This window comes from Corallococcus interemptor (assembly GCF_003668875.1).
GTDB classification, from domain to species: Bacteria; Myxococcota; Myxococcia; order Myxococcales; family Myxococcaceae; genus Corallococcus; species Corallococcus interemptor.
Map to the genome: position 1 here is coordinate 26,724 of NZ_RAWM01000037.1, position 20,822 is coordinate 47,545.

Genomic DNA, 20,822 nt, shown 5'->3' on the forward strand with positions numbered 1-20,822 from the left:
GAAGATGATCGCGTTGTTGTACGCGGTGCTCTCCGGCTCCAGCTCCTGGAGGTACCAGAGGCGCTGCTGCGCGAACGACAACGGCAACGGTTGGTCGCGAGGCGCGCGAGGAATCGCTTGGAGAGCACCGGCCGCCACGACCTTGGACCCTGTAGATGACGCGCGAGGGTCAGCGGGGGAGGCCGAAGTGACGGCAGTGCCTGTCGCAGGGAGCTGCACCGTGCCTTGCGCGGCCTCCGACGCCGTCGTTGTTCCGGCACCAGCGAGTGTGCCGGGGGCAGCCGGACGCGCTCCCGCTGCCGCGTGCACTGTCAGAGCCGAAGCATTCGCTTCGGAAAGCGCAGGGCGCGCTGAGGGCAACTTGAAACCAGGAAGGTTCACGGCCTCGACGCGCCCATCCGCGCGCAGGCGCACGGCGCGGCCCGTGCGGTACAGGCTCGCGGATGCGTGCAGCGGATGCGGCACCAACCGGTCCGGCGCATCCCCCTTCGCCCGCCACAGCGCGACGGGCAGCCCCGCTCCCGACAACGCCAGCTCTCCCACGACGCCCGCGGGCACGGGCGCCCCCGCCGCGTCCAGCACCCAGACGTCCAGGCCCGGAGGCAGCTTCTCCTCGGGCGCACGCGGCAACAGGCCGCCATCCCGGGCCTCTCCCGCGATCAGCACATCGCCGCCCGCCGTGCGCTGGAGCGCCGACGCCAGCTCCTCCGACGCGTTCTCCAGGACCCACGCTCCCACCGGAGCCAGGGCCTCGCGCGCTCCCGTCAGGTCCGTCAACGCACGGGCCAGCCGCGCCGTGGTGTTCACCAGCACCGCGCCGGACTGCTTCGCCAGCGACAACAGCTCCCCGGCATCCGTCTCCTGCTCGCCGAGCACACGCCGCGAGTGGGACGCCGCATCGGCGGCCACTGCCTCCCTCGCCCTGGCCAGGCGCCGGAGCCCTTCCAGGACGACCGGCGTCTCCAACCCGAAGTCGATGAGGCACGTCACCTCGTCCACGTCCGAGCCCCGCACGTCGCGCAGCCGCTGGATGCCGCTCTCCACCGTGCCGATGAGGCCGGTGCCCTTCGCGTGGTGCTCGAAGGTGTGCTCCAGCAGCGCGTCGATGTCCTCTCGGGACACCTTGGCGATCTCCCCCTGGTACCCCTGCGCCGCGAGCAGCGACGCCGTGATGTCCGCCGAGCTCCGGAAGTACGCCAGCAGCGGCTTGCGCACCTGCCGCAGGACCTCCGCCTCTTCGTCTCCCAGGTACGTGTGCAGCATGCACGTGATGTGGCCCCGGCCCGGGTGGCCGTTGCGGCGCCATGCCTCGCGGTAGAGCGCCACCTTCGGCTTCAGCTCCTCCAGCGAGTGCGCGAAGAGGCCCGTGAGCACGCCCGCGCCCAGCTCGCCCGCCAGCCGGAAGGTCTCCGGGTTCGCGGTGGCGGTGAGCCACACGGGCAGCTCGCGCTGCACCGGCTTCGGGCGCAGGCCCACCTCCACGGTGACGCCGTTGCCGCCGGGACGGCGCAGGCGCTCGCCCCGCCACAGGCCTCGCAGTGTCTCCAGGTGGCGCAGCAGGATGTTGCGCCGGTCCGCGTAGTTGCCGGGCGCGAAGATGAAGTCCTGCACGTGCCAGCCCGTCGCCACGGACACGTCCACGCGGCCCTGCGACAGGTTGTCCACCACGGCCCACTGCTCCGCGACCAGCAGCGGATCATGCAGCGGCAACACCACGCTGCCGGATCGCAGGCGCAGGTTGCGCGTGACGGACGCGAGCGCCGCGGAGACCACCGCGGGCTGCGGGTAGATGCCGCCAAACGAGTGGAAGTGACGCTCGGGCGTCCAGATGGCGGAGAAGCCATTCGCGTCCGCGAACTTCGCGCCCTCCATCAGCAGTTCGTACTTGGGCCCGGTGAGCGAGTCCTCGTCGTTGGCGAAGTACGACAGGCTGACCTGGAGCGGACGCGTCTTCTGCTCGCCCGAAGCCTCGCGGCGCGACGTGGAGGCCTCCGAAGGGAACAGCACGCGCAGGCCGCGGGACAGGGCCCAGAGCGCTTCCAGCTCGGGCTTCTGGGGAGCGGGTTCGGAGGCGGCGAGCCAGGTGGTCCCCGGCGCCGGACGCAGCCGCGCATCCAGGCCCGCGAAGAAGCCCGTGAGCGACGTGTGGCTCAAGGCCCACGCGGGCTGGCCCGCGCCCATGGGCAGCAGCCACGCCAGGGACTCCGGCGGGGGGAGCGCAAGCGCCTCCGCCACGGGCGACCCGTCACCCAGCACCTCCTCGACGTGCAGGACGCGCGAGGACTCCAGACGCGCGGACGTGAAGAGTCCGCGCCAGGTGACAAGCCAGGGCGCGACGCTGCCCTCCACGACATAGACGGCCAGCGAGTCCAGGTCCGTGGGCCCGAGCGCCACCGGCGCGCCTCCGGCCTCCAGGACCCCCCACAGCGCCGCCAGCTTCTCCGGCGAAGCTCGGAGGCAGAGCGCCACGGGTTCTCCCGGCCGGAGCCCCTGCTCCCGCAGCCGCAGGGCGAGCCGGCTCGCGCGAGAGGCCAGCTCCCGCCAGGTCCAGGTGCGTCCGGCCTGCTGCACGGCGACGGCGTCCGGTTGCCGCAGCGCGTGTTCACGCAGCCTCGCGGGCAGGACGGGGGCCTGCGTGACGGGCGGCGGAACGGGCCATGACTGGCGCTCGGCCTCGGTGGCCAGCGGGAGGCGGGAGAGGCGTTCGTCGGGCCGGGCCAGCGCCGCGCCGAGCAGCACCTGGAGGTGCTCCAGCATCCGCCTCGCGGTGGAGGCGTCGAACAGCTCCGTCGCGTACTCCAGCGCGCCGTGCACGCGGCCGGGTTCCTCGGTGAGGATGAGCGTCAGGTCCGACAGCGTGGCGCCCCATTGCACGGGCGTGCCCGGGACTTCGATGAAGGTGCCTCGCGCTCCGACGGCGGTCAGCGCGTCGCCGCCCATTTCCAGATTTGAGTGGTAGACGAACACCGTGTCCGTCATGCGCTCCCGGCCGATGTCGCGCCCGGGGACGAGCTGTTCGACGAGCAGTTCGAACGGCACGTCCGGCCGCGACTGCACATCGGTGACCTCGCGCCGCACGCGGTGCAGGAGGTCGCGGAAGCTCGGGTCGTCCCCGACGTGCGTGCGGAACGCGGCCGAGTGCGCCACGTACCCGATGAGCGGCAGCAGCTCCGGACGCGTGCGGTTGCCAATGGGCGTGCCGACGATGAGGTCCGCCTGCCCGGTGTAGCGGTGCAGGAGCGCGTTCCACGCGGCGAGCACCGTCATGTACGACGTGAAGCCCTCACTGCGCCCGAAGGCGACCAGGGCCTCGGCGAGCTCCGGCGGGAAGTCCAGCACCATGCGCTCGGAGGTGAGCGGGCAGCTCGGGGGCCGGGGCCGGTCCGTGGGGATGCCGAGCTGCCGGGGCATGCCGGCCAGCCGCTGCCGCCACCACTGCTCCTGCTCCGGGAAGCGCGCTTCCGCGAGCGACTGCCGCTGCCACGCGCCGAAGTCCGCGTACTGCACGGGCAGGGGCGCCAGCGGGGACGGACGGCCCTGGAGGAAGGCGGCGTAGAGCTGGCCCACCTCCTGGAGGAAGAGGGACGTGGAGAGCGTGTCGCAGACGATGTGGTGGATGGCGCAGACCAGCAGGTGCAGGTCCGCGCGCAGGCGCACGAGCGTGGTGCGCAGGACGGGGCCACGCACCAGGTCGAACGGGCGCGCGGCGTCCTCGCGGGCGATGCGGAGGGCGGCCTCCTCGCGTTCCTCCGGCGTGCCTTCCACCTCCACGATGGGGAGCGGGATGCGCACGTGGGGGTGGAAGCGCTGCACGGGCCGGCCATCCACGGCGTCGTAGGTGGTGCGCAGGGACTCGTGGCGCTGGACGACCTCCTGGATGGCGCGCTCCAGGACGGAGGCGTCGGCGGGGCCTTCCAGGCGCAGGACGAAGGGAATCGTGTACGCGGACAGTCCGGGGAGGTGCTGCTCCAGGCGCCAGACGCGCTCCTGCACGAAGGACAGGGGCAGTGGCTCCGTCCGGGGGCGGGGGACGAGGGGCAGCTCGCGCGTGGGCTCACGTGCGGGGGCCTGCTGGAGCAGCGGTTCGATGCGGGAGGCGAGCCCGGCGACGGTGGGCGCTTCGAAGAGGGCGGCGAGCGGCACCTGGACGTGGAAGGTGTCGCGGAGCTGGTTGAGCAGCTGCGCGGCCATCAGCGAGTTGCCGCCCAGCTCCAGGAAGTTGTCGTCGCGTCCGACGAAGTCCACGGCCAGGCGCTCGCGCCACAGCGTGGCGATGCGGACCTCCACGTCACCGCGAGGCATGTCCTCACGGCCACCGGGAATCGGGAGGGCAGGGGGCTCCACGCTCGGACTCGCGGGTGCAGCCGTGCCCGTGCCAGGGTGAGCGACGAGCGGCGCCTGCATCGTGCTCGTGCTCGCGGGCAACGTGTCCACGGGCACGGACGCACCGCCGGGGTCGCGCGGCTCCACCCAGCAGCGCTTGCGCAGGAACCTGTACGTCGGCAGGTGCACGCGGCGGCGCTGCTCGTGGGCGTAGAACGCGGTCCAGTCCACCTCCAGGCCCTGCATCCACAGCTCACCCACGCACTGCAACAGCCCAGACTGCTCCGTCGTCGCACCGCCCTTGCGCAGCGAAGCCATCGCCTTCACGCGCTCCCGGTCCTCGCCCAGGCACGCGCGCACCAGCGGGGTGAGGTCCTGTCCCGGGCCCACCTCCAGCAGCACGCTGCACCCTTCCTCCAGCAGCGCCCCCACCGCGTCCGTGAAGCGCACGGGCTGCCGCATCTGCGTGGCCCAGTACTCCGGCGCGGCCAGTTCACCCGGACGCGCCAGCGCCCCCGTGAGGCTGGAGACGTACCGCACGGATGGCTCATTGCGCTGAAGCGAACCCACCCCGCGCGCCAGCTCCGCCATCAGCGGCTCCACGTCCGCCGAGTGGAACGCATGCACCGACGGCATGCGCACCGCCCCCGCCTTGCGCTGCTGCAACACGGCCTGGAAGCGCTCGACCTCATCCACGGGCCCGGACACGACACACCGGTCCGGAGCATTGATGGCCGCGATCGTCAGACGGCCGGAGAGCAGCGGCCGGACCTCCGCCACCGGCAGCGCCACGCCGAGCATCGCGCCCGGAGGCAGCCGGTGCATCAGCTCGCCTCGAAGCACCGCCAGCCGCAGCGCATCCGGCAGCGACAACACCCCCGCGACACACGCCGCCGCGTACTCACCGAAGCTGTGCCCCAGAACGGCATGCGGAACGATGCCCCACGACTGCCACAGCCGGGCCAGCGCCACCTGCACCGTGAACAGGGCCGGCAGCGCGACGCGCGTGTCGGACGCCTCTGCCTCCTGGCCAGGACCTGGACGCAGCAGCGCCTCCACCCGCGAGCGCAGCGGCGCATCCAGCAGCGCCAGGCACGCCTCCACCTGCGCGTGGAATGCGGGCACGGACGCGTCCAGCTCCCGTCCCATGCCCACCTGCTGCGAACCCTGCCCGGAGAAGACGAACGCCACCCGCTTCCTGCGCGCACCCTCCACGTCCTTCAGCCGCGCGGGCGTGAAGGGCTTCCGAAGCTGCTTCGCCAGGTCCGCCGCGTCGCTGGCGACCACCGCGCGCCGGTACTCGAAGGCCCGCCGTCCCACCGCCTGCGTGTACGCGGCGTCCGCGAACGCACTGTCATCCCTCGCGACCTCCACGGAGAACCGCGCCGACAAGGCCTCCAGTGCCTCCGGTGAACGCGCGGACAGGACCCGCAGCGCCAGCTGCTTCGCCGCCGCCTCCAGCGCTTCCGGTGACGTCGCGGACAGCACCTGATCCGCCAGCTTCAACGACGCCGCCTCCAGCGCCTCCGGAGACCGGTCCGCCAGCACGTGCGACGCCAGCGCCTGCGCTCCCGCCTCCAACGCCTCCGGCGAGCGCGCCGACAGCACGAACACCTGATGCGACCGCGTCGAGGGTCCACTCCGGACGACCGGCGCCTCCTCCAGCACGGCGTGCGCGTTCGTCCCGCCCACGCCGAACGAGCTCACCGCCGCGCGCCGGGGCGTCTTCCCCCGAGGCCACGGCTTGAGCCGCGTGTTGACGAAGAACGGCCCCGCGTCGAAGTCGATGCGCGGGTTCGGCGCCTCGAAGTGGAGGCTGGGGGGAATCTCCCCCTCGCGCAGCGACAGCGCGGCCTTGATGAGCCCCGCGAGCCCCGCCACCGTGTCCAGGTGGCCCACGTTCGTCTTGAGCGAGGCCAGCGGGATGGTGCCCCGGTGCTCGGGGCCCAGGCCGTAGGCGCGCTGGAGCGCCGCGACCTCGATGGGGTCGCCCAGCGGCGTCGCCGTCCCGTGCGCCTCCACGTAGCCGATGTCCCTCGCCGCCACGCCCGAACGGCGCAGCGCCTGCGTGATGACGGCCGCCTGGCCCTGCACGCTGGGCGCCGTGAAGCCGGACTTGTCGCGCCCGTCGTTGTTGACGGCGGTGGCCCGGATGACGGCGTGGATGGGGTCGCCGTCGCGGACCGCGTCCTCCAGCCGCTTGAGCACCACCGCGGCCACGCCGCTGCCGGAGACGGTGCCCTTGCCCTGCGCGTCGAAGGCCCGGCAGTGACCGTCCGGGGAGTAGATCATCCCCTCCTGGTGCACGTACCCGGTGCGCTGGGGCACCGACAGCCGGGTCGCCCCCGCGAGCGCCACGTCCGACAGGCCGGACAGCAGGTTCTGACACGCGACGTGCACCGCCACGAGCCCCGTGGAGCACGCCGTGTAGACGAGCATGCTCTCGCCGGTGAGCCCCAGCTTGTAGGACACCTTCGTCGGCAGGCTCTGGTACGTCGCGGTGCCGTACAGCTCGAAGAACGCCGCCGAGTCCAACGGCAGGTTCCGCTGCACCTCGTTCGCGTAACCCGATTCGTTCGCTCCCGCGAAGAGGGAGATGACCCCCGGGAAGCGAGCAGGGTCGATGCCCGCGTCCTCCAGCGCCCCCCAGGCGCACTGGAGGAACATCCGCTGCTGCGGATCCGTCCACTGCGCCTCGCGCAGCGACATGTCGAAGAACGCGGGGTCGAATTCGTCGATGTCCGCGAGGACGCCTTGCGCGGGCACGAACCCCGGGTGCTGCGACAGCGACACGCCCGGAGGCAGGCCGGGCATCGGCTCCAGCTCCTCGGGCGTGAAGCGGGAGATGGACTCCACGCCTTCGCGCAGGTTGCGCCAGAACTCCTCCACCGACGCCGCGCCCGGGAAGCGCCCGGACATGCCGATGATGGCGATGGCATTCGACGGCAATGCATCGGTCCTCGGCTCCGACACGGAAGCGGGCCGGGCAGGCATGACGGGCGCCTCGGGTGGAGGCGGAACAGGGGCCGCGGGTGCCGGCGTCAGGCCCTCGCGCTCCAGCCGCCGGGCCAGTCCGTGGACCGTCGGGTGTTCGAACAGCCAGACCACGGGCACGTCGCGCCGGAGCGCGTCGTGCAGCCGGCTGGCGACGCGGACCACGGTGAGTGACGTGCCGCCCAGGTCCTCGAAGAAATGATCATGAACGCCGACGCTCCGGGCACCCAGCTCGCGGGCCCACACGGCGGCGAGCTGTTCCTCCAGCGGATCCGCGGGCTCCACGAACCGCCCCTTGCGAGCACTGGCCGCGACGTCCGGCGCGGGCAGGGCGCCGCGGTCCAGCTTGCCGGTGGCGGTGAGCGGCAACACGGGCAGCGGGACGAACGCGGCGGGGACCATGTACTCGGGCAGCCGCTGCCGCAGGTGTTCACGCAGCGCCTGGACATCCAGCGCGCCGGCCACCACGTAGGCGACGAGCCGCTTGTCGCCGGGCACGTCCTCGCGCACGAGCACGGCCGCGTCGGTGAGCGCGGGCCAGTCGCGGAGCGCGGCTTCGACCTCGGGCAGCTCGATGCGGTAGCCGCGCACCTTCACCTGGCTGTCGATGCGGCCCAGGAACTCCAGGCTTCCGTCCGCGCGCCAGCGCACGAGGTCTCCCGTGCGGTACACGCGCTCTCCGGGCGTGGAGGCGAAGGGGTGGGGGATGAAGCGCTCGGCGGTGAGGTCCGGGCGGGAGAGGTAGCCCCGCGCGAGCCCGTCCCCGCCGATGAGCAGCTCCCCCGGCACGCCCACGGGCACCGGACGCAGTGAACCGTCCACCACGTACGTCCGCGTGTTCGGCAGCGGAGGCCCGATGGGGATTGCTTCACCTGGGACGTCCTCGGACCGCTCCATGCGGAAGCAGCAGGTGAAGACGGTGGCCTCGGTGGGGCCGTAGCCGTTGACCACGGGCAGGCCCAGCGCCTCCACCACGCGGCGCGTGTGTGAGGGGGACAGCACGTCCCCGCCGACGAAGAGCTGCCGCAGTCCGCGCAGCACGTCCCGCTTCACGTCCACCACCTGCGCGAACAGGCCCGCGGACAGGTAGAGCGACGTGACGCCATGACGGCGGATGACCTGGCCCAGCAGCTCCAGGTCGGTGGAGGGCTGAGGCGGGAAGACCACCAGCCGGCCGCCGGACAGCAGCGGGCCCCACAGCTCCAGCGTCGAGGCGTCGAAGGACAGCGGCGCCATCAGCAGGAACGTCTCGTCCGGAGTGAAGCGGGCCCAGGTGGCGCCGTGGATGAGCCGCAGCACGCCCCGGTGCTCCACGGCGACGCCCTTGGGGCGGCCGGTGCTGCCGGAGGTGAAGTCCACGTACGCCAGGTTCCGCGAGGACAGCGCCACGTCCGGAGCCATGGAAGGGTGGTCCTCCAGGCGCGTCTCCTCCACGAAGACGCACGGAACATCCTCCGCGACCGGAAGCGACGCTCGCAGCGCGCGGGTGGTGACGAGCAACCGGGGCGGCGCGTCCTCCAGCATCAGGGCCAGCCGCCGGGCCGGATATGCCGCATCCAGCGGGACATACGCCCCGCCTGCCTTGAGGATGGCCAGGAGCGTGACGACGAGCTCCACGGAGCGCTCCAGGCACACCGCCACCAGCGCATCCGGCCCCACGCCCTGCGAGCGCAGCACCCAGGCCAGCGCATTCGCCCGGGCATCGAGCCGCGCATACGTCAGCCGCGCGTCACCGGACTCCAGCGCGATGGCCTCCGGCCGCCGTGAAACCTGAAGCTCGAAGCCTTCCACGAGGTTCGACTCACGCGGGTACTCCACGTCCGTGGCGTTCCAGGCCGTGAGCACCTGCTGGCGCTCCTCGGGCGTGAGCCAGTCCACGCGGGCCAGGGGGAGGTCCGGATCGGCCGTGACAGCGTCCAGCAACGTCCGCAGGTGACCGGACAGCCGCTCCACCGTGGAGCGCTCGAAGAGGTCCGTGCTGTATTCGATGACGCCGCGCAGTCCGTCCGGCGCCTCATGCAGCAGCAGGCCCAGGTCGAAGCGGGCCGTGGCGTTGTCCACCGGCACTGGCCGCAGCGTGAGCCCCGGCGCCTTCAGCTCCCCGGTGGGCGCGTTCTGGAGCGCGAACACCGTCTGCACCAGTGGATTGCGGCTCAGGTCGCGAGCCACCTGCAGCTCCTCCACCAGCTTCTCGAACGGCAGGTCCTGGTGCTCGAAGGCGGCGAGCGCCGTGGCCCGGACCTGGGACAGCAGCGCCCGGAACGAGTCCGTGGGACGCACGCGCCCGCGCAGCACCAGCGTGTTCACGAAGAAGCCGACCAGCCCCTCCAGCTCCGCGTGATCGCGGCCCGCGATGGGCGAACCCACCAGCAGCTCCTCCTGCCGCGAGTACCGCGACAGCAGCACCTGCCACACCGCGAGCAGCGCCATGTACGGCGTCGCGCCTTCCGAGCGGCCCAGCGCCACCAGCCGGTCCACCGTCACCGACGGAAGGTGCACGGGAAGCAGCGCCCCCTTCGTGGACTGGAGCGGAGGACGCGCCTTGTCCGTGGGCAGCTCCAGCACCTGGGGAGCGCCCGCGAGGTGCTGCTTCCACCACGACACCTCGCGCGCCAGCACGTCCCCCTGGAGCCAGGAGCGCTGCCACACGGCGAAGTCCGCGGGCTGCACCGGAAGCGCCGGCAACACGGGCGTCCGGCCGGAAGCGAAGGCCTCGTAGCCAGCGGCCACTTCGCGGACCAGCACGCCCAGCGACCAGCCGTCGGAGACGATGTGGTGCATGCACAGGAGCAGCAGGTGCTCCCGGGCATCCAGGCGCAGCAACCGCGTGCGCAGGACCGGTCCCCGGCCCAGGTCGAAGGGACGCGCGGCCTCCTCCTCTGCGTGCCGCTGGGCCTCGGTGGGCAGGGAGGTGAGGTCCGTGATCGGCAGCTCCCACGCACCCGCAGCGTGCACCTGCTGGACGGGCTGACCGTCCTTCATCGCGAAGGTCGTGCGCAGGGCTTCATGCCGGGAGACGACGAGCTCCAATGCCCGGCGCAGCGCCTCCACGTCCAGCGCGCCGTCCAGCCGCAGCGCGGTGGCGATGTTGTAGTGGCTCTGGCCCGGGCGGAGCTGTTCCACCACCCACAGGCGCTGCTGCGCGAAGGACACCGGCAGGTCCCGGTCCCGCGACGTGGCGACGAGGGCCGGGATGCTCGGCCCCGCGACGCGCGAGAGGAGCCGGGCCTCCACCTGCTCCGTGAGCCTGGCGACGGTGGGCGCTTCAAAGAGGGCGCGCAGCGGCAGCTCCACTCCGAAGGTCGAACGCAGCCGGGAGACGAGCTGCGTGGCCAGCAGTGAATGACCTCCGATGACGAAGAAGTCATCGTGCAGCCCCACCGACTCCAGGCGGAGCAGGTCCTGGAACAGCGTGGCGATGCGCTGCTGGAAGAGCGTCATCCGCTCCGGAGCCGCGGGCCCTGCCGCGACCGAGCGCGCATCCGGATCAGGCAGCGCCTTGCGGTCCACCTTGCCCACGGGCGTGAGCGGCAGTGCGTCCAGCGGTACGAACGCGGAGGGCACCAGCGGAGCGGGCAGCCGTTCGGAGACGAAGGCCCGCAGCGCCGCTGCCTCCACCGGAGCGCCCGGCACGTACCACGCGACGAGGCGATCCCCGCTCACACCAGCCACCGCGCCCTTCACGGACGGGTGCTGGCGGAGGATGGCCTCCACCTCGCTCAGCTCGATGCGGAAGCCGCGCAGCTTCACCTGCGTGTCCATGCGGCCCAGGAAGTCCAGCGTGCCGTCCGCCAGCCAGCGCACGCGATCGCCCGTGCGGTAGATCCGGGCACCGGGCATGTCGCCAAACGGCGATGGCACGAAGCGCTCCGCCGTCAGCTCCGGGCGGCCCAGGTAGCCCCGGGCCAGGCCGTCACCGCCCAGGTACAGCTCTCCCGGGACGCCCACGGGCACGGGCTGGCCATGCGCATCCAGCACGTACGCCTGGACCCGCGTCATCGGCCGGCCGATGGGCACCGAGGTCGCGTGCTCCGGCAGCTCCACGATGTCGTGCGTGGTGACGCCCACGGTGGTCTCCGTGGGGCCGTACAGGTTCACCAACCGGCCCGGCGGCCCCGCGCGCAGCACCGCTCGAGCCGCATCCGCGTTCGCGGCCTCCCCCGCGTAGAGGACCGTCCGCATCGTGGCGAATGCGTCCGGGACCTCGCGCGCCACGGTGTGGAACAACGCCGTGGCGAACAGCGCCGTCGTGGCGCCCACCTCGCGCAGCGTGCGCGCCAGCTCCGCCGGAGCCAGCGTGACTTCACGCGGAAGGATGACGAGCCGCGCACCGTTGAGCAGCGCGCCCCAGACCTCGAAGGTGGCCAGGTCGAACGAAGGCGTGCCCGCCTGCACCACGCAGTCGTCCGGCCCCAGCTGGACGTAGTTCGTGTCCCGCACCAGGTGCACGATGGAGTGGTGCGTGATGCCCACGCCCTTGGGCGTGCCCGTGGATCCCGACGTGTAGAGCACGTAGGCCAGTTGCTCCGGCCGCACGGTGACGCCGTCGGAGTCGGGCCCGGGCTCCTGCTCGTCCGCGTCCAGGTTCACCGTGGGCAGGGCGTGTCCGGGAAGGGCACCCAGCAGATGGCCCTGGCCCACCACCGCGCAGATGCCCGCGTCCTCGAACATGAACGCCAGTCGTGAGCGCGGATAGGCGGGGTCCATGGGCACGTAGCAGCCGCCCGCCTCCAGGATGCCGAGCATCCCCACCACCAGCTCCAGACCCCGCTCCACGCACAGCGCGACGCGAGCCTCGGGAGGAAGACCCAAGGCCCACAGGCGCCGGGCCAATCGCCGGGCCCGCTCCGCCAGCGCCCCGTAGGTGAGCACCCGGCCCTCGTGCTGGACCGCGATGGCCTCTGGAGCGCGGAGGACCTGGGCCGCGAACAGCTCCGGGACGGTCTGCGGCGCGAGCGGACGGTGCGTGGCGTTCCAGTCCAGGAGCACGCGCTGACGCTCCTCACCTTCGAGCAACGAGTGCTCCCGCACGGGCACCTCCGGCCGGGACGTGAGCGCGCCGAGCAGCGACTCGAAGTGCGCCATCATCCGGGTGACGGTGGCGGGGTCGAAGAGGTCGGTGCTGAAGCTCACGTCGCCGCTGAACGCGCCGTCGCGTTCCTGGAGGCTGAGGTCCAGGTCGAACTTCGCGGTGGTCATCGCGCCCCCGCGCAGCTCCAGGCGGAGGCCGGGAAGGTCCAGCGCGCCCACGGGAGCGTTCTGGAACGTGAACGCCACCTGGAACAGCGGAGACCGGCTCAGGTCCCGAGCCCCCTGCATGCCCTCCACCAGCTTCTCGAAGGGGAGGTCCTGGTGCGAGTACGCCGCGAGCGTCGTCGCCTTCACCTGGGACAGCAACGCGCGGAACGAACTCCGAGGGTCGATGCGAGCACGCAACACCAGCGTGTTGACGAAGAACCCGATGAGCCCTTCTGTCTCCGCGCGGTTGCGGTTGGCGATGGCGGAGCCCACGAGCACGTCGTCCTGGCCCGAGTAGCGCGACAGCAGCAGCTGGAAGCCCGCGAGCAGCGCCATGAATGGCGTGGCGCCTTCCCGCGCCGCCAGCGCCCGCACCGAGTCGGACACTGCCGGAGCCAGCGCCACTGGAAGCGACGCGCCCCGGAACGACTGAGCGACGGGACGAGGCCGGTCGGTGGGAAGCTCCAGCGCGGTGGGCGCGCCGTCGAGTTCCCGCCGCCACCAGTCCAGCTCCGCCTGAAGCACGTCCCCCTGGAGCCACGAGCGCTGCCAGAGCGCGAAGTCCGCGTACTGGAGGGGCAGGGGAGGCAGCGACGGGGACTGACAGGATGCGAAGGCCCGGTACAGCGCGCCCAGCTCACGAGCGAAGACCCCGATGGACCAACCGTCGGAGACGATGTGGTGCAGCGTGAGCAGCAACCAGTGGCGCCGGGCCTCCAGCCGCAGCAGCACGGCGCGCACGAGCGGCCCCGAGCCCAGGTCGAACGGCCGGGCGGCTTCGGCGGCGGCGTGACGATGGGCCTCGGCGTCACGCTGGGCTTCAGGAAGGGCCTCCAGCGAAATCACAGGCAGCGTGAGCGCGGCCTCGGCGTGGAGCCGCTGGACCGGTGTGTCCCCTTCGGACACGAACGTGGTGCGCAGCACTTCATGCCGGAGCACCAGGGCCTGGAGCGACCGTTCCAGCGCGGAAGCCTCCAGCGCCCCGTCGAGCACCAGGATGCCGGGGACGTTGTAGAAGGCGCTGCCGGGCTGGAGTTGATCCAGGAACCACAGCCGCTGCTGCGCGTACGACAGCGGAACAGGGCCGGAGCGAGGCACGGCCACCAGCGGCGGAGTCACCGGACGCGAAGCGCCCTGGGAGCGCAAGGCCGCCACGCGGACCGCGAGCGTCTCCACCGTGGGCGCGGCGAAGAGGTCTCCCAGGGGCAGCTCCACCCCCAGCGTTGAACGCAACCGGGACACCACCTGCGTGGCCAGCAGCGAGTGGCCCCCCAGGTCGAAGAAGTCATCGTGGACGCCCACGCGGGGAACGTGCAGCACCTCCGCGAAGAGGGCGGCCAGCTGTTCCTCCACCGCCTCGCGAGGCGCGACGTACGTGTCCGCCGCAGCCACGGGGGCTTCGGGAGCGGGAAGGGCGGAGCGGTCCAGCTTGCCGTTGGCGTTGAGCGGCAGGGCCTCCAGCACCACGAAGGCGCTGGGGATGAGGTAGTCGGGGAGCCGCTGCTGAAGCCCAGCGCGCAGTGCCTTGCCGTCCAGGGCAGCGCCGGTGACGTAGGCCACCAGGCGCTTGTCTCCGGCGGAGTCCTCTCGCACCACGGCCACGGCTTCCTGGACGCCCGGCAGGGCACGCAGGGCCGCTTCGACCTCGCCGGGTTCGATGCGGAAGCCGCGCAGCTTCACCTGGAAGTCGGTGCGGCCCAGGAACTCCAACGTGCCATCTGAGCGCCAGCGCGTCCGGTCTCCCGTGCGGTAGAGCCGTGCGCCCGGCGTCGTGCTGAACGGATGGGGCACGAAGCGCTCGGCGGTGAGGGCGGGCTGGTGGAGGTAGCCCCACGCGAGCCCTTCACCGCCGACGTACAGCTCTCCCGGCATGCCGGGAGGCACCGGCCGCATCACCGGATCCAGCACGTAGACGGTGGAGTGGGGCAGCGGCAGACCGATGGGGACGGAGGTCCCCACCGAGTCGCCCGCATGCATCCGGTGCGTGGCGGAGAACGTCGTGTTCTCGGTAGGGCCGTAGCCGTTGATCAGCACCGAGTCCGGACGCATGCGCGCCAGGTGTTCCCGCACGCGGGACACCGGGAGCACGTCGCCTCCCGCCAGCACCTGCGCCACGGAAGCCAGGGCCTCCGGATGGTGAACGGCCATCTGTTCGAAGAGGGCGGCCGTGAGCCACAGCGTGGTGACGCGGTGCCCGGTCAGCGCCTCCGCGATGCGCGCGAGGGACAGCTCCCCCGCAGGCGCGAGCACGAGCCGGGCCCCATGCAGCAGCGCGCCCCAGATTTCGAGCGTGGACGCATCGAACGCGGCCGGCGCGAGCTGGAGGAAGACCTCGTCCGGACCGAAGCGCATGAAGTCCGAGTCCACCACCAGCCGCAGCACGGCTCGGTGCGGGACACAGACGCCCTTGGGCGTCCCGGTGGAACCCGAGGTGAAGAGGACATACGCCAGCCGGTCTCCCGTCGAGTTCGGGTCCGGAGGCGCCATCGTGGGCCGCGACGCCAGCCGGGACGCGTCCGCGTCCAGCAGCACCAGCGGAGTCATCAAAGACGGCAGCTCATCCGCAACCGCTTCCCGTGTGACGACCATCGCGGCCCCGGACTGCTCCAGCAGGAGGGACCAGCGCTCGGGAGGCGCATGCAGGTCGATGGGGACGTAGGCCGCACCGGCCTTGAGCACCGCCAGCAGTGACACGATGAGGTCCGGCGAGCGGGGCAGCAGCACCGCGACGCGGCTGCCCTCGGCGATGCCAGAGGCGCGCAGGTGGTGCGCGAGCTGGTTCGCCCGAGCGTCGAGCTGCGCATAGGTCAGGCTTCCATCCTCGGACACCAGCGCCACCGCGTCCGGAGCCCGCGCGACCTGTTCCGCGAAGCGGGCCGGAATGGACTGCATGGAGAAGTCCCGGACAGACGAAACACCACTCCAGTCCTCCAGCACCTGACGCCGTGCCTCGGTGCGCATCAGCGGCAGCTGCCCCACGGGGACCTCCAGCTGTGCGGGCAGCGCCTCCAGCAGCGTGGCGTAGCCCTGCATCAACCCTTGGAGGGAGGCCGCGTCGAAGAGGTCGGTGTTGTAATGGAGGCTGCCGGAGAATCCGTCCGGCGACTCCTCCAGGATGAGGCTGAAGTCGTACTTCGACGGCGTGAAGGGAGGCGGCAGCTCACGCAGCGAGAGCTCTGGCAGCCGCCATTCCGCGGCGGGCGCGTTCTGGAGGGTGAGGGTGACCTGGAAGAACGGCGTGTGGCTCGGGTCGCGCGCGGGTTGCAGCTCCTCCACCAGCTTTTCGAAAGGGACGTCCTGGTGTTCGAAGGCGCCCAGGGTGGTGGCACGAACCTGGTCCAGCAGCGTCCGGAACGAAGCGCGAGGGTCGATGCGAGCGCGCATCACCAGCGTGTTGACGAAGAAGCCAATCAGCCCCTCCGTCTCCGAACGGGTGCGGCCCGCGACCGGAGCGCCCACGCTGACGTCGTCCTGTCCGGCATACCGGGACAGCAGCAGCTGGTACGCGGCCAGCAGCACCATGAACGGAGTGGTGCCCGTCTGCCTCGCCACGGCATGCACGCCGTCGGTCAGAGTCCGGGGCAGCCGCACCGCGAGCGAGTCCCCCGAGAACGTCTGCACCGCCGGACGAGGCCGGTCGGTGGGAAGCATCAAGAGCGGAGGCGCCCCCGCGAGCTGCGCACGCCACCATGCAAGCTGTCCGTTGAGCACGTCCCCCTGGAGCCAGGAGCGCTGCCACGCGGCGAAGTCGGCGTACTGGAAGGGAAGCGGCGGGAGTGAAGGTTCCTGACCGGAAGCGAAGGCCCGGTACAGGGAGACCAGCTCGCGCACGAGCACCCCCGTGGACCAGCCATCTGAAGCAATGTGGTGCGTGAGGACGAGCAGCACGTGCCGCCTCTCCTCCAACCGCACGAGCACCGCACGGAAGAGCGGGCCACGAGCCAGGTCGAAAGGCCGCTGAGCCTGCGCGGCAACGAAGTCCCGCAGCCGCGCCTCACGCGCAAAAGCGGGCAGTGCGTCCAGGTTCACGAGCTCGAACGGGCATGCCCCAGGGGGCGCGATGCGCTGGACGGGACCGTGAGCACCGGAGACGAACGTGGTGCGCAGCACCTCATGCCGTGCGACCAGCGCGTCCAGGGCATGCCGCAGCGCGGGAACCTGGAGCGCGCCTTCGAGCAGCACAGTCCCGGGAAGGTTGTACGCGACGCCACCGGGCTGAAGCTGCTCCAGGAACCACAGGCGCTGCTGCGCGAAGGACAGTGCAAGTTCTCCGTCCCGCGCCACAGGCCGCAAGGGGTGCGCTCGCGGACCCGCGTGCTGGCCCTGTGCTTCATCCAGCGCCGAAGCCAGCCCCGCGAGCGTCGACGCCTTGAACACGACGCGCAGGGGCAGCTCCACCTGCCACGCCGCACGGATGCGCGAAAGCAGCTGGGTCGCCAGCAGCGAATGCCCCCCCAGCGCGAAGAAGTCATCATGCGCGCCCACGCGCTCCACACGCAGCAGCTCCGCCCAGAGCGACGCCAGCCGCTCCTCCGTGGGCGTGCGCGGCGCGACGTACTCCGGAGCCACCGCCGAGCCCGAATCCGGCACGGGAAGCGCCTTGCGGTCGACCTTGCCGCTGGATGTCAGGGGCAGTGCCTCCAGCGGAACGAAGGCGCGGGGCACCATGTACTCGGGAAGCCTCTGCGCGAGGAACGCCCGAAGGGCCTCCGTCTCCAGCACCTCCGTCCCGCCGACCCAATACGCCACCAGCCGCGTGTCGCTCGCCGTGACGCCCCCGAGCGCCACGACGACCGCGCGCCGCACGGCCGGATGCTGCTCCAGCGCGGCTTCAATCTCCCCCAGCTCGATGCGCAGTCCGCGCACCTTGACCTGGAAGTCGGTTCGGCCCAGGTACTCGATGGCGCCGTCGGGCAGCCACCGGGCGAGGTCCCCCGTGCGGTACAGCCGGGCCCCGGGCGTGTCGCTGTAGGCGTCCGGGATGAAGCGCTCGGCGGTCAGCTCCGGCCGGCCCAGATACCCTCGGCCCACCTGCACGCCGCCGATGAACAGCTCTCCCGGCACGCCCTGGGGCACCGGACGCAGGGACGCGTCCAGCAGCCGGATGTCCGTGTTCGCCACCGGATGCCCGATGGGGACGCAACGCCCCAGCGCTCCGCGGACGCACTCGTACGCGGTGACCTCCACCGCGGCCTCGGTGGGGCCATAGAGGTTGTGCAGCCGGATGCCGGGAAGCCGGGCCAGGCACCGCTCCGCCAGCTCCAGCGGCAGCGCCTCACCGCTGCACACCACCCGGCGCAGCGACGCGCACCGCTCCAGGCCGGGCTCCTCCAGGAACGCCTGGAGCATGGACGGCACGAAGTGCGTGACGGTGATGCGCTCCCGAGCGATGAGGTCCGCCAGATAGCCCGGCTCCTGGTGTCCGCCGGGCCGGGCCACCACCAGCCGGGCCCCCGTCATCAAGGGCCAGAAGAACTCCCACACGGACACGTCGAAGCTGAACGGAGTCTTCTGCAGCACCGCATCGTCCGGCGACAGCGCCTGCGCCCCCTGCATCCACAGGAGCCGGTTGACGATGCCCGCATGCGCGTTCATCGCGCCCTTCGGCCGCCCCGTGCTGCCGGAGGTGAAGATGACGTACGCCAGCGCAGCCTCCGTGGCCACCGGAGGCGGAGTCGCGGACGGCTGCCGGGCCACCTCCGCCCACTGTGAGTCCAGCCGGAGCACCGGCACGCCGTCCCCAGGCAACCGCTCCACCAGCCGCTCCTGGATGAGCACCACGGAGGGCCGCGCATCCTCGAACATCCAGGCAAGCCGCTGCGAGGGCAGTGCCGGGTCGAGCGGAACGTAGGCCCCGCCCGCCTTCAACGTCGCGAGCAGCGCCACCACCAGCTCCAGCGACCGCTCCAGCATCAACCCGACGCGAACCTCCGGCCCCACGCCCATCGACCGCAGCCGCCACGCCAGCTGATTGGCTCGACCATCGAGCTGGGCATACGTGAGCGCCGTCTCCCCGAGCGTGACGGCCACCGCGTCGGGCGAGCGCGCCACCTGCGCCTCCACCAGTTGATGCAGCAGCACCCCGCGAGGAAACGCCTCCCGAGGCCCGTTCCAAGCACGCAGCACACGCTGACGCTCGGCCGGGTCCAGGAGGGACAGCTCCGACAGGCGCGCATCCGGCCGGGACACGGCGTCCTCCAGCAGGACGCGCAGGTGTCCCATCAGCCGCACCATCGAGGCTTCATCGAAGAGGGCGGTGCGGTACTCGGCGGTGAGGCGCAGACCGTCCGTCTGTTCGAAGGCGAAGAGGGTGAGGTCGAACTGCGCGAAGCCGCTGTCCACCAGCTGCGCGTCCAACGACAGCCCGGGCAGGCGCACGGCCGGAAGGGGCGTGTTCTGCAGGACGAACATCACCTGGAAGAACGGAGGCACGTCCAGGTGGCGCGGGGGCTGGAGCACCTCCACCAGCTTCTCGAAAGGCACGTCCTGGTGCGCGAAGGCCTCCACCGACGTCGCCTGCACGCGGCCCACGAGCGCACGGAACGAAGGGTCTCCGGCCAGCGACGTGCGAAGCGCGAGCGTGTTGACGAACAACCCGACCAGCGGCTCCACCTCCGAGCGCGAGCGCCCCGCCACGGGAGTGCCGACCGTGAGGTCCTCCTGTCCGGAGTAGCGAGAGAGCAGCACCTGGAAGCCCGCGAGCAGCACGGTGAAGAGCGTGGTGCCCTCCTGTGCCGCCAGCGCCGCGAGCCGCTGCACCAGCGAGCCCGGCAACATCGAGGACACGGTCGCGCCCCGGCCATCCACCTGTCCGGCCCGAGGCCGGTCCGTGGGCAGCGACAGGACGGCCCGCGCATCCAGCCGCGAGCGCCAGAAGTCGATCGCCACCGTCAGCGCTTCGCCCCTCAACGCCTCCCGCTGCCACACGGAGAAGTCCGCGTACTGCAGCGCCAGCTCGGGCAGCACCGGCGTCCCACCCGAAGCCAGGGCCTCGTAGGCGACGCCCAGCTCATGCACCAGCAGACCCATGGACCAGCCATCGGACACGGTGTGGTGCAGCGCGAGCAGCAACAGGTGCTCATCCGGCGAAACGGCGAACAGCACGGCGCGCAGCAGCGGTCCCTGCTCCAGGTCGAACGGCGCGCGAGCCTCCTCGTGCAGCCGGCGCCACGCCTCGGCGGCATCCGCCACCGGCACCACGGGCAGGGGCACGTCCAGCTCCGGCGCGATGCGCTGCCACGGCCGTCCGTCCTGCTCCACGAAGGTGGTGCGCAGCACCGCGTGGCGGCGCACCACTTCATTCAGGCTGCCCGCCAGCGCGGCCACGTCGAGCCGCCCCTCCAGCCGCACCGAATAGAGCAGGTTCAGCCCGGCCTGCCCGGGCGCCAGCCGCTCCTGGAACCACATCCGCTCCTGGCCAAACGACGCCGGGACCCGCGAGGTGGGGCGGCGCTTCTCGCGCAGCAGTTCCGCCAGCCGCGCGCGCTTCTGCTCAGGGGTGGAAGCCATGGGGAAGAGACTCCTTGGAAGGGGGCCCTCGCGAACGCACGGGAAGGCGATGGGGCGGCTTCCCGGGCTCGCGAGCGCGCGGGATAGTAGACAGGCCCCCCGACACGCCCGCAGCGATTTGGTCGCGGGGCCTGGCTGTCAGCCCGCTCGGGGGCGCGGCCCTGTGTACGGAGTGGGCCGAGCTGGAATTCCGCTCCACGCACGGTGTCTGGTCACATGTTTCAGCGGTGTTTCACCGTGGTGCTGAAACGCCCGCGCCGGACGTTTCCACTAGACTTCGGGAATGCCCGAACTCTTCCGGATCCGCGAAGCCGAACCCACCGACGCCGCGCGGATCACCCAGGTGCTCCGCGACGCCTTCGAGGAATACCGTGGCCGTCTGGATCCGCCCTCCAGCGCGCACGACAAGACGGAGGCCGTGGTGCGGCGCGAGCTGTCGGACGGCGGCGCCTTCGTCGCGGAGGCGGACGGCGTGCTCTTCGGCTGCGTGTTCTTCCATCCGAAGGGGGACCACCTGTACCTGGATCGGCTCGCGGTGCTTCCATCGCACCGGGGCCAGGGCGCATCGCTGCGCCTCATGCAGGCGGTGGAATCACGAGCCCGCGAGCTGGGCCACACGCGCGTGCGGCTGTCGGTGCGGCTCGCGCTCACGTCGCACCATGCGTGGTACGCGCGTCAGTGTTACCGCTTCCATTCCCACGGCACGCACGAGGGCTACACGTCGCCCACGTTCCTGGTGCTGGAGAAGACGCTCTGAC

General features: G+C 71.8%; 2 protein-coding genes (1 of these 2 only partly in view). One reads left to right on the top strand and one right to left on the bottom strand.

The genetic code is table 11. The features are described from left to right. Positions 1-20,064: the 5' portion of a non-ribosomal peptide synthase/polyketide synthase gene (locus tag D7X96_RS16220; RefSeq protein WP_121770133.1), read on the bottom strand. 12,144 nt of this gene lie to the left of the window's left edge; the window shows 20,064 of its 32,208 coding nt (coding positions 1-20,064); the start codon lies at positions 20,062-20,064; its stop codon lies off the left edge, out of view. Positions 20,065-20,347: 283 nt separating this feature from the next. On the opposite strand from D7X96_RS16220, the gene D7X96_RS16225 reads away from it, so the two are divergent. Further along, positions 20,348-20,821, top strand: coding sequence for a GNAT family N-acetyltransferase (locus D7X96_RS16225; RefSeq protein WP_120548594.1), 474 nt, complete (start codon positions 20,348-20,350; stop codon positions 20,819-20,821). The last annotated feature ends 1 nt before the right edge of the window (position 20,822 follow it).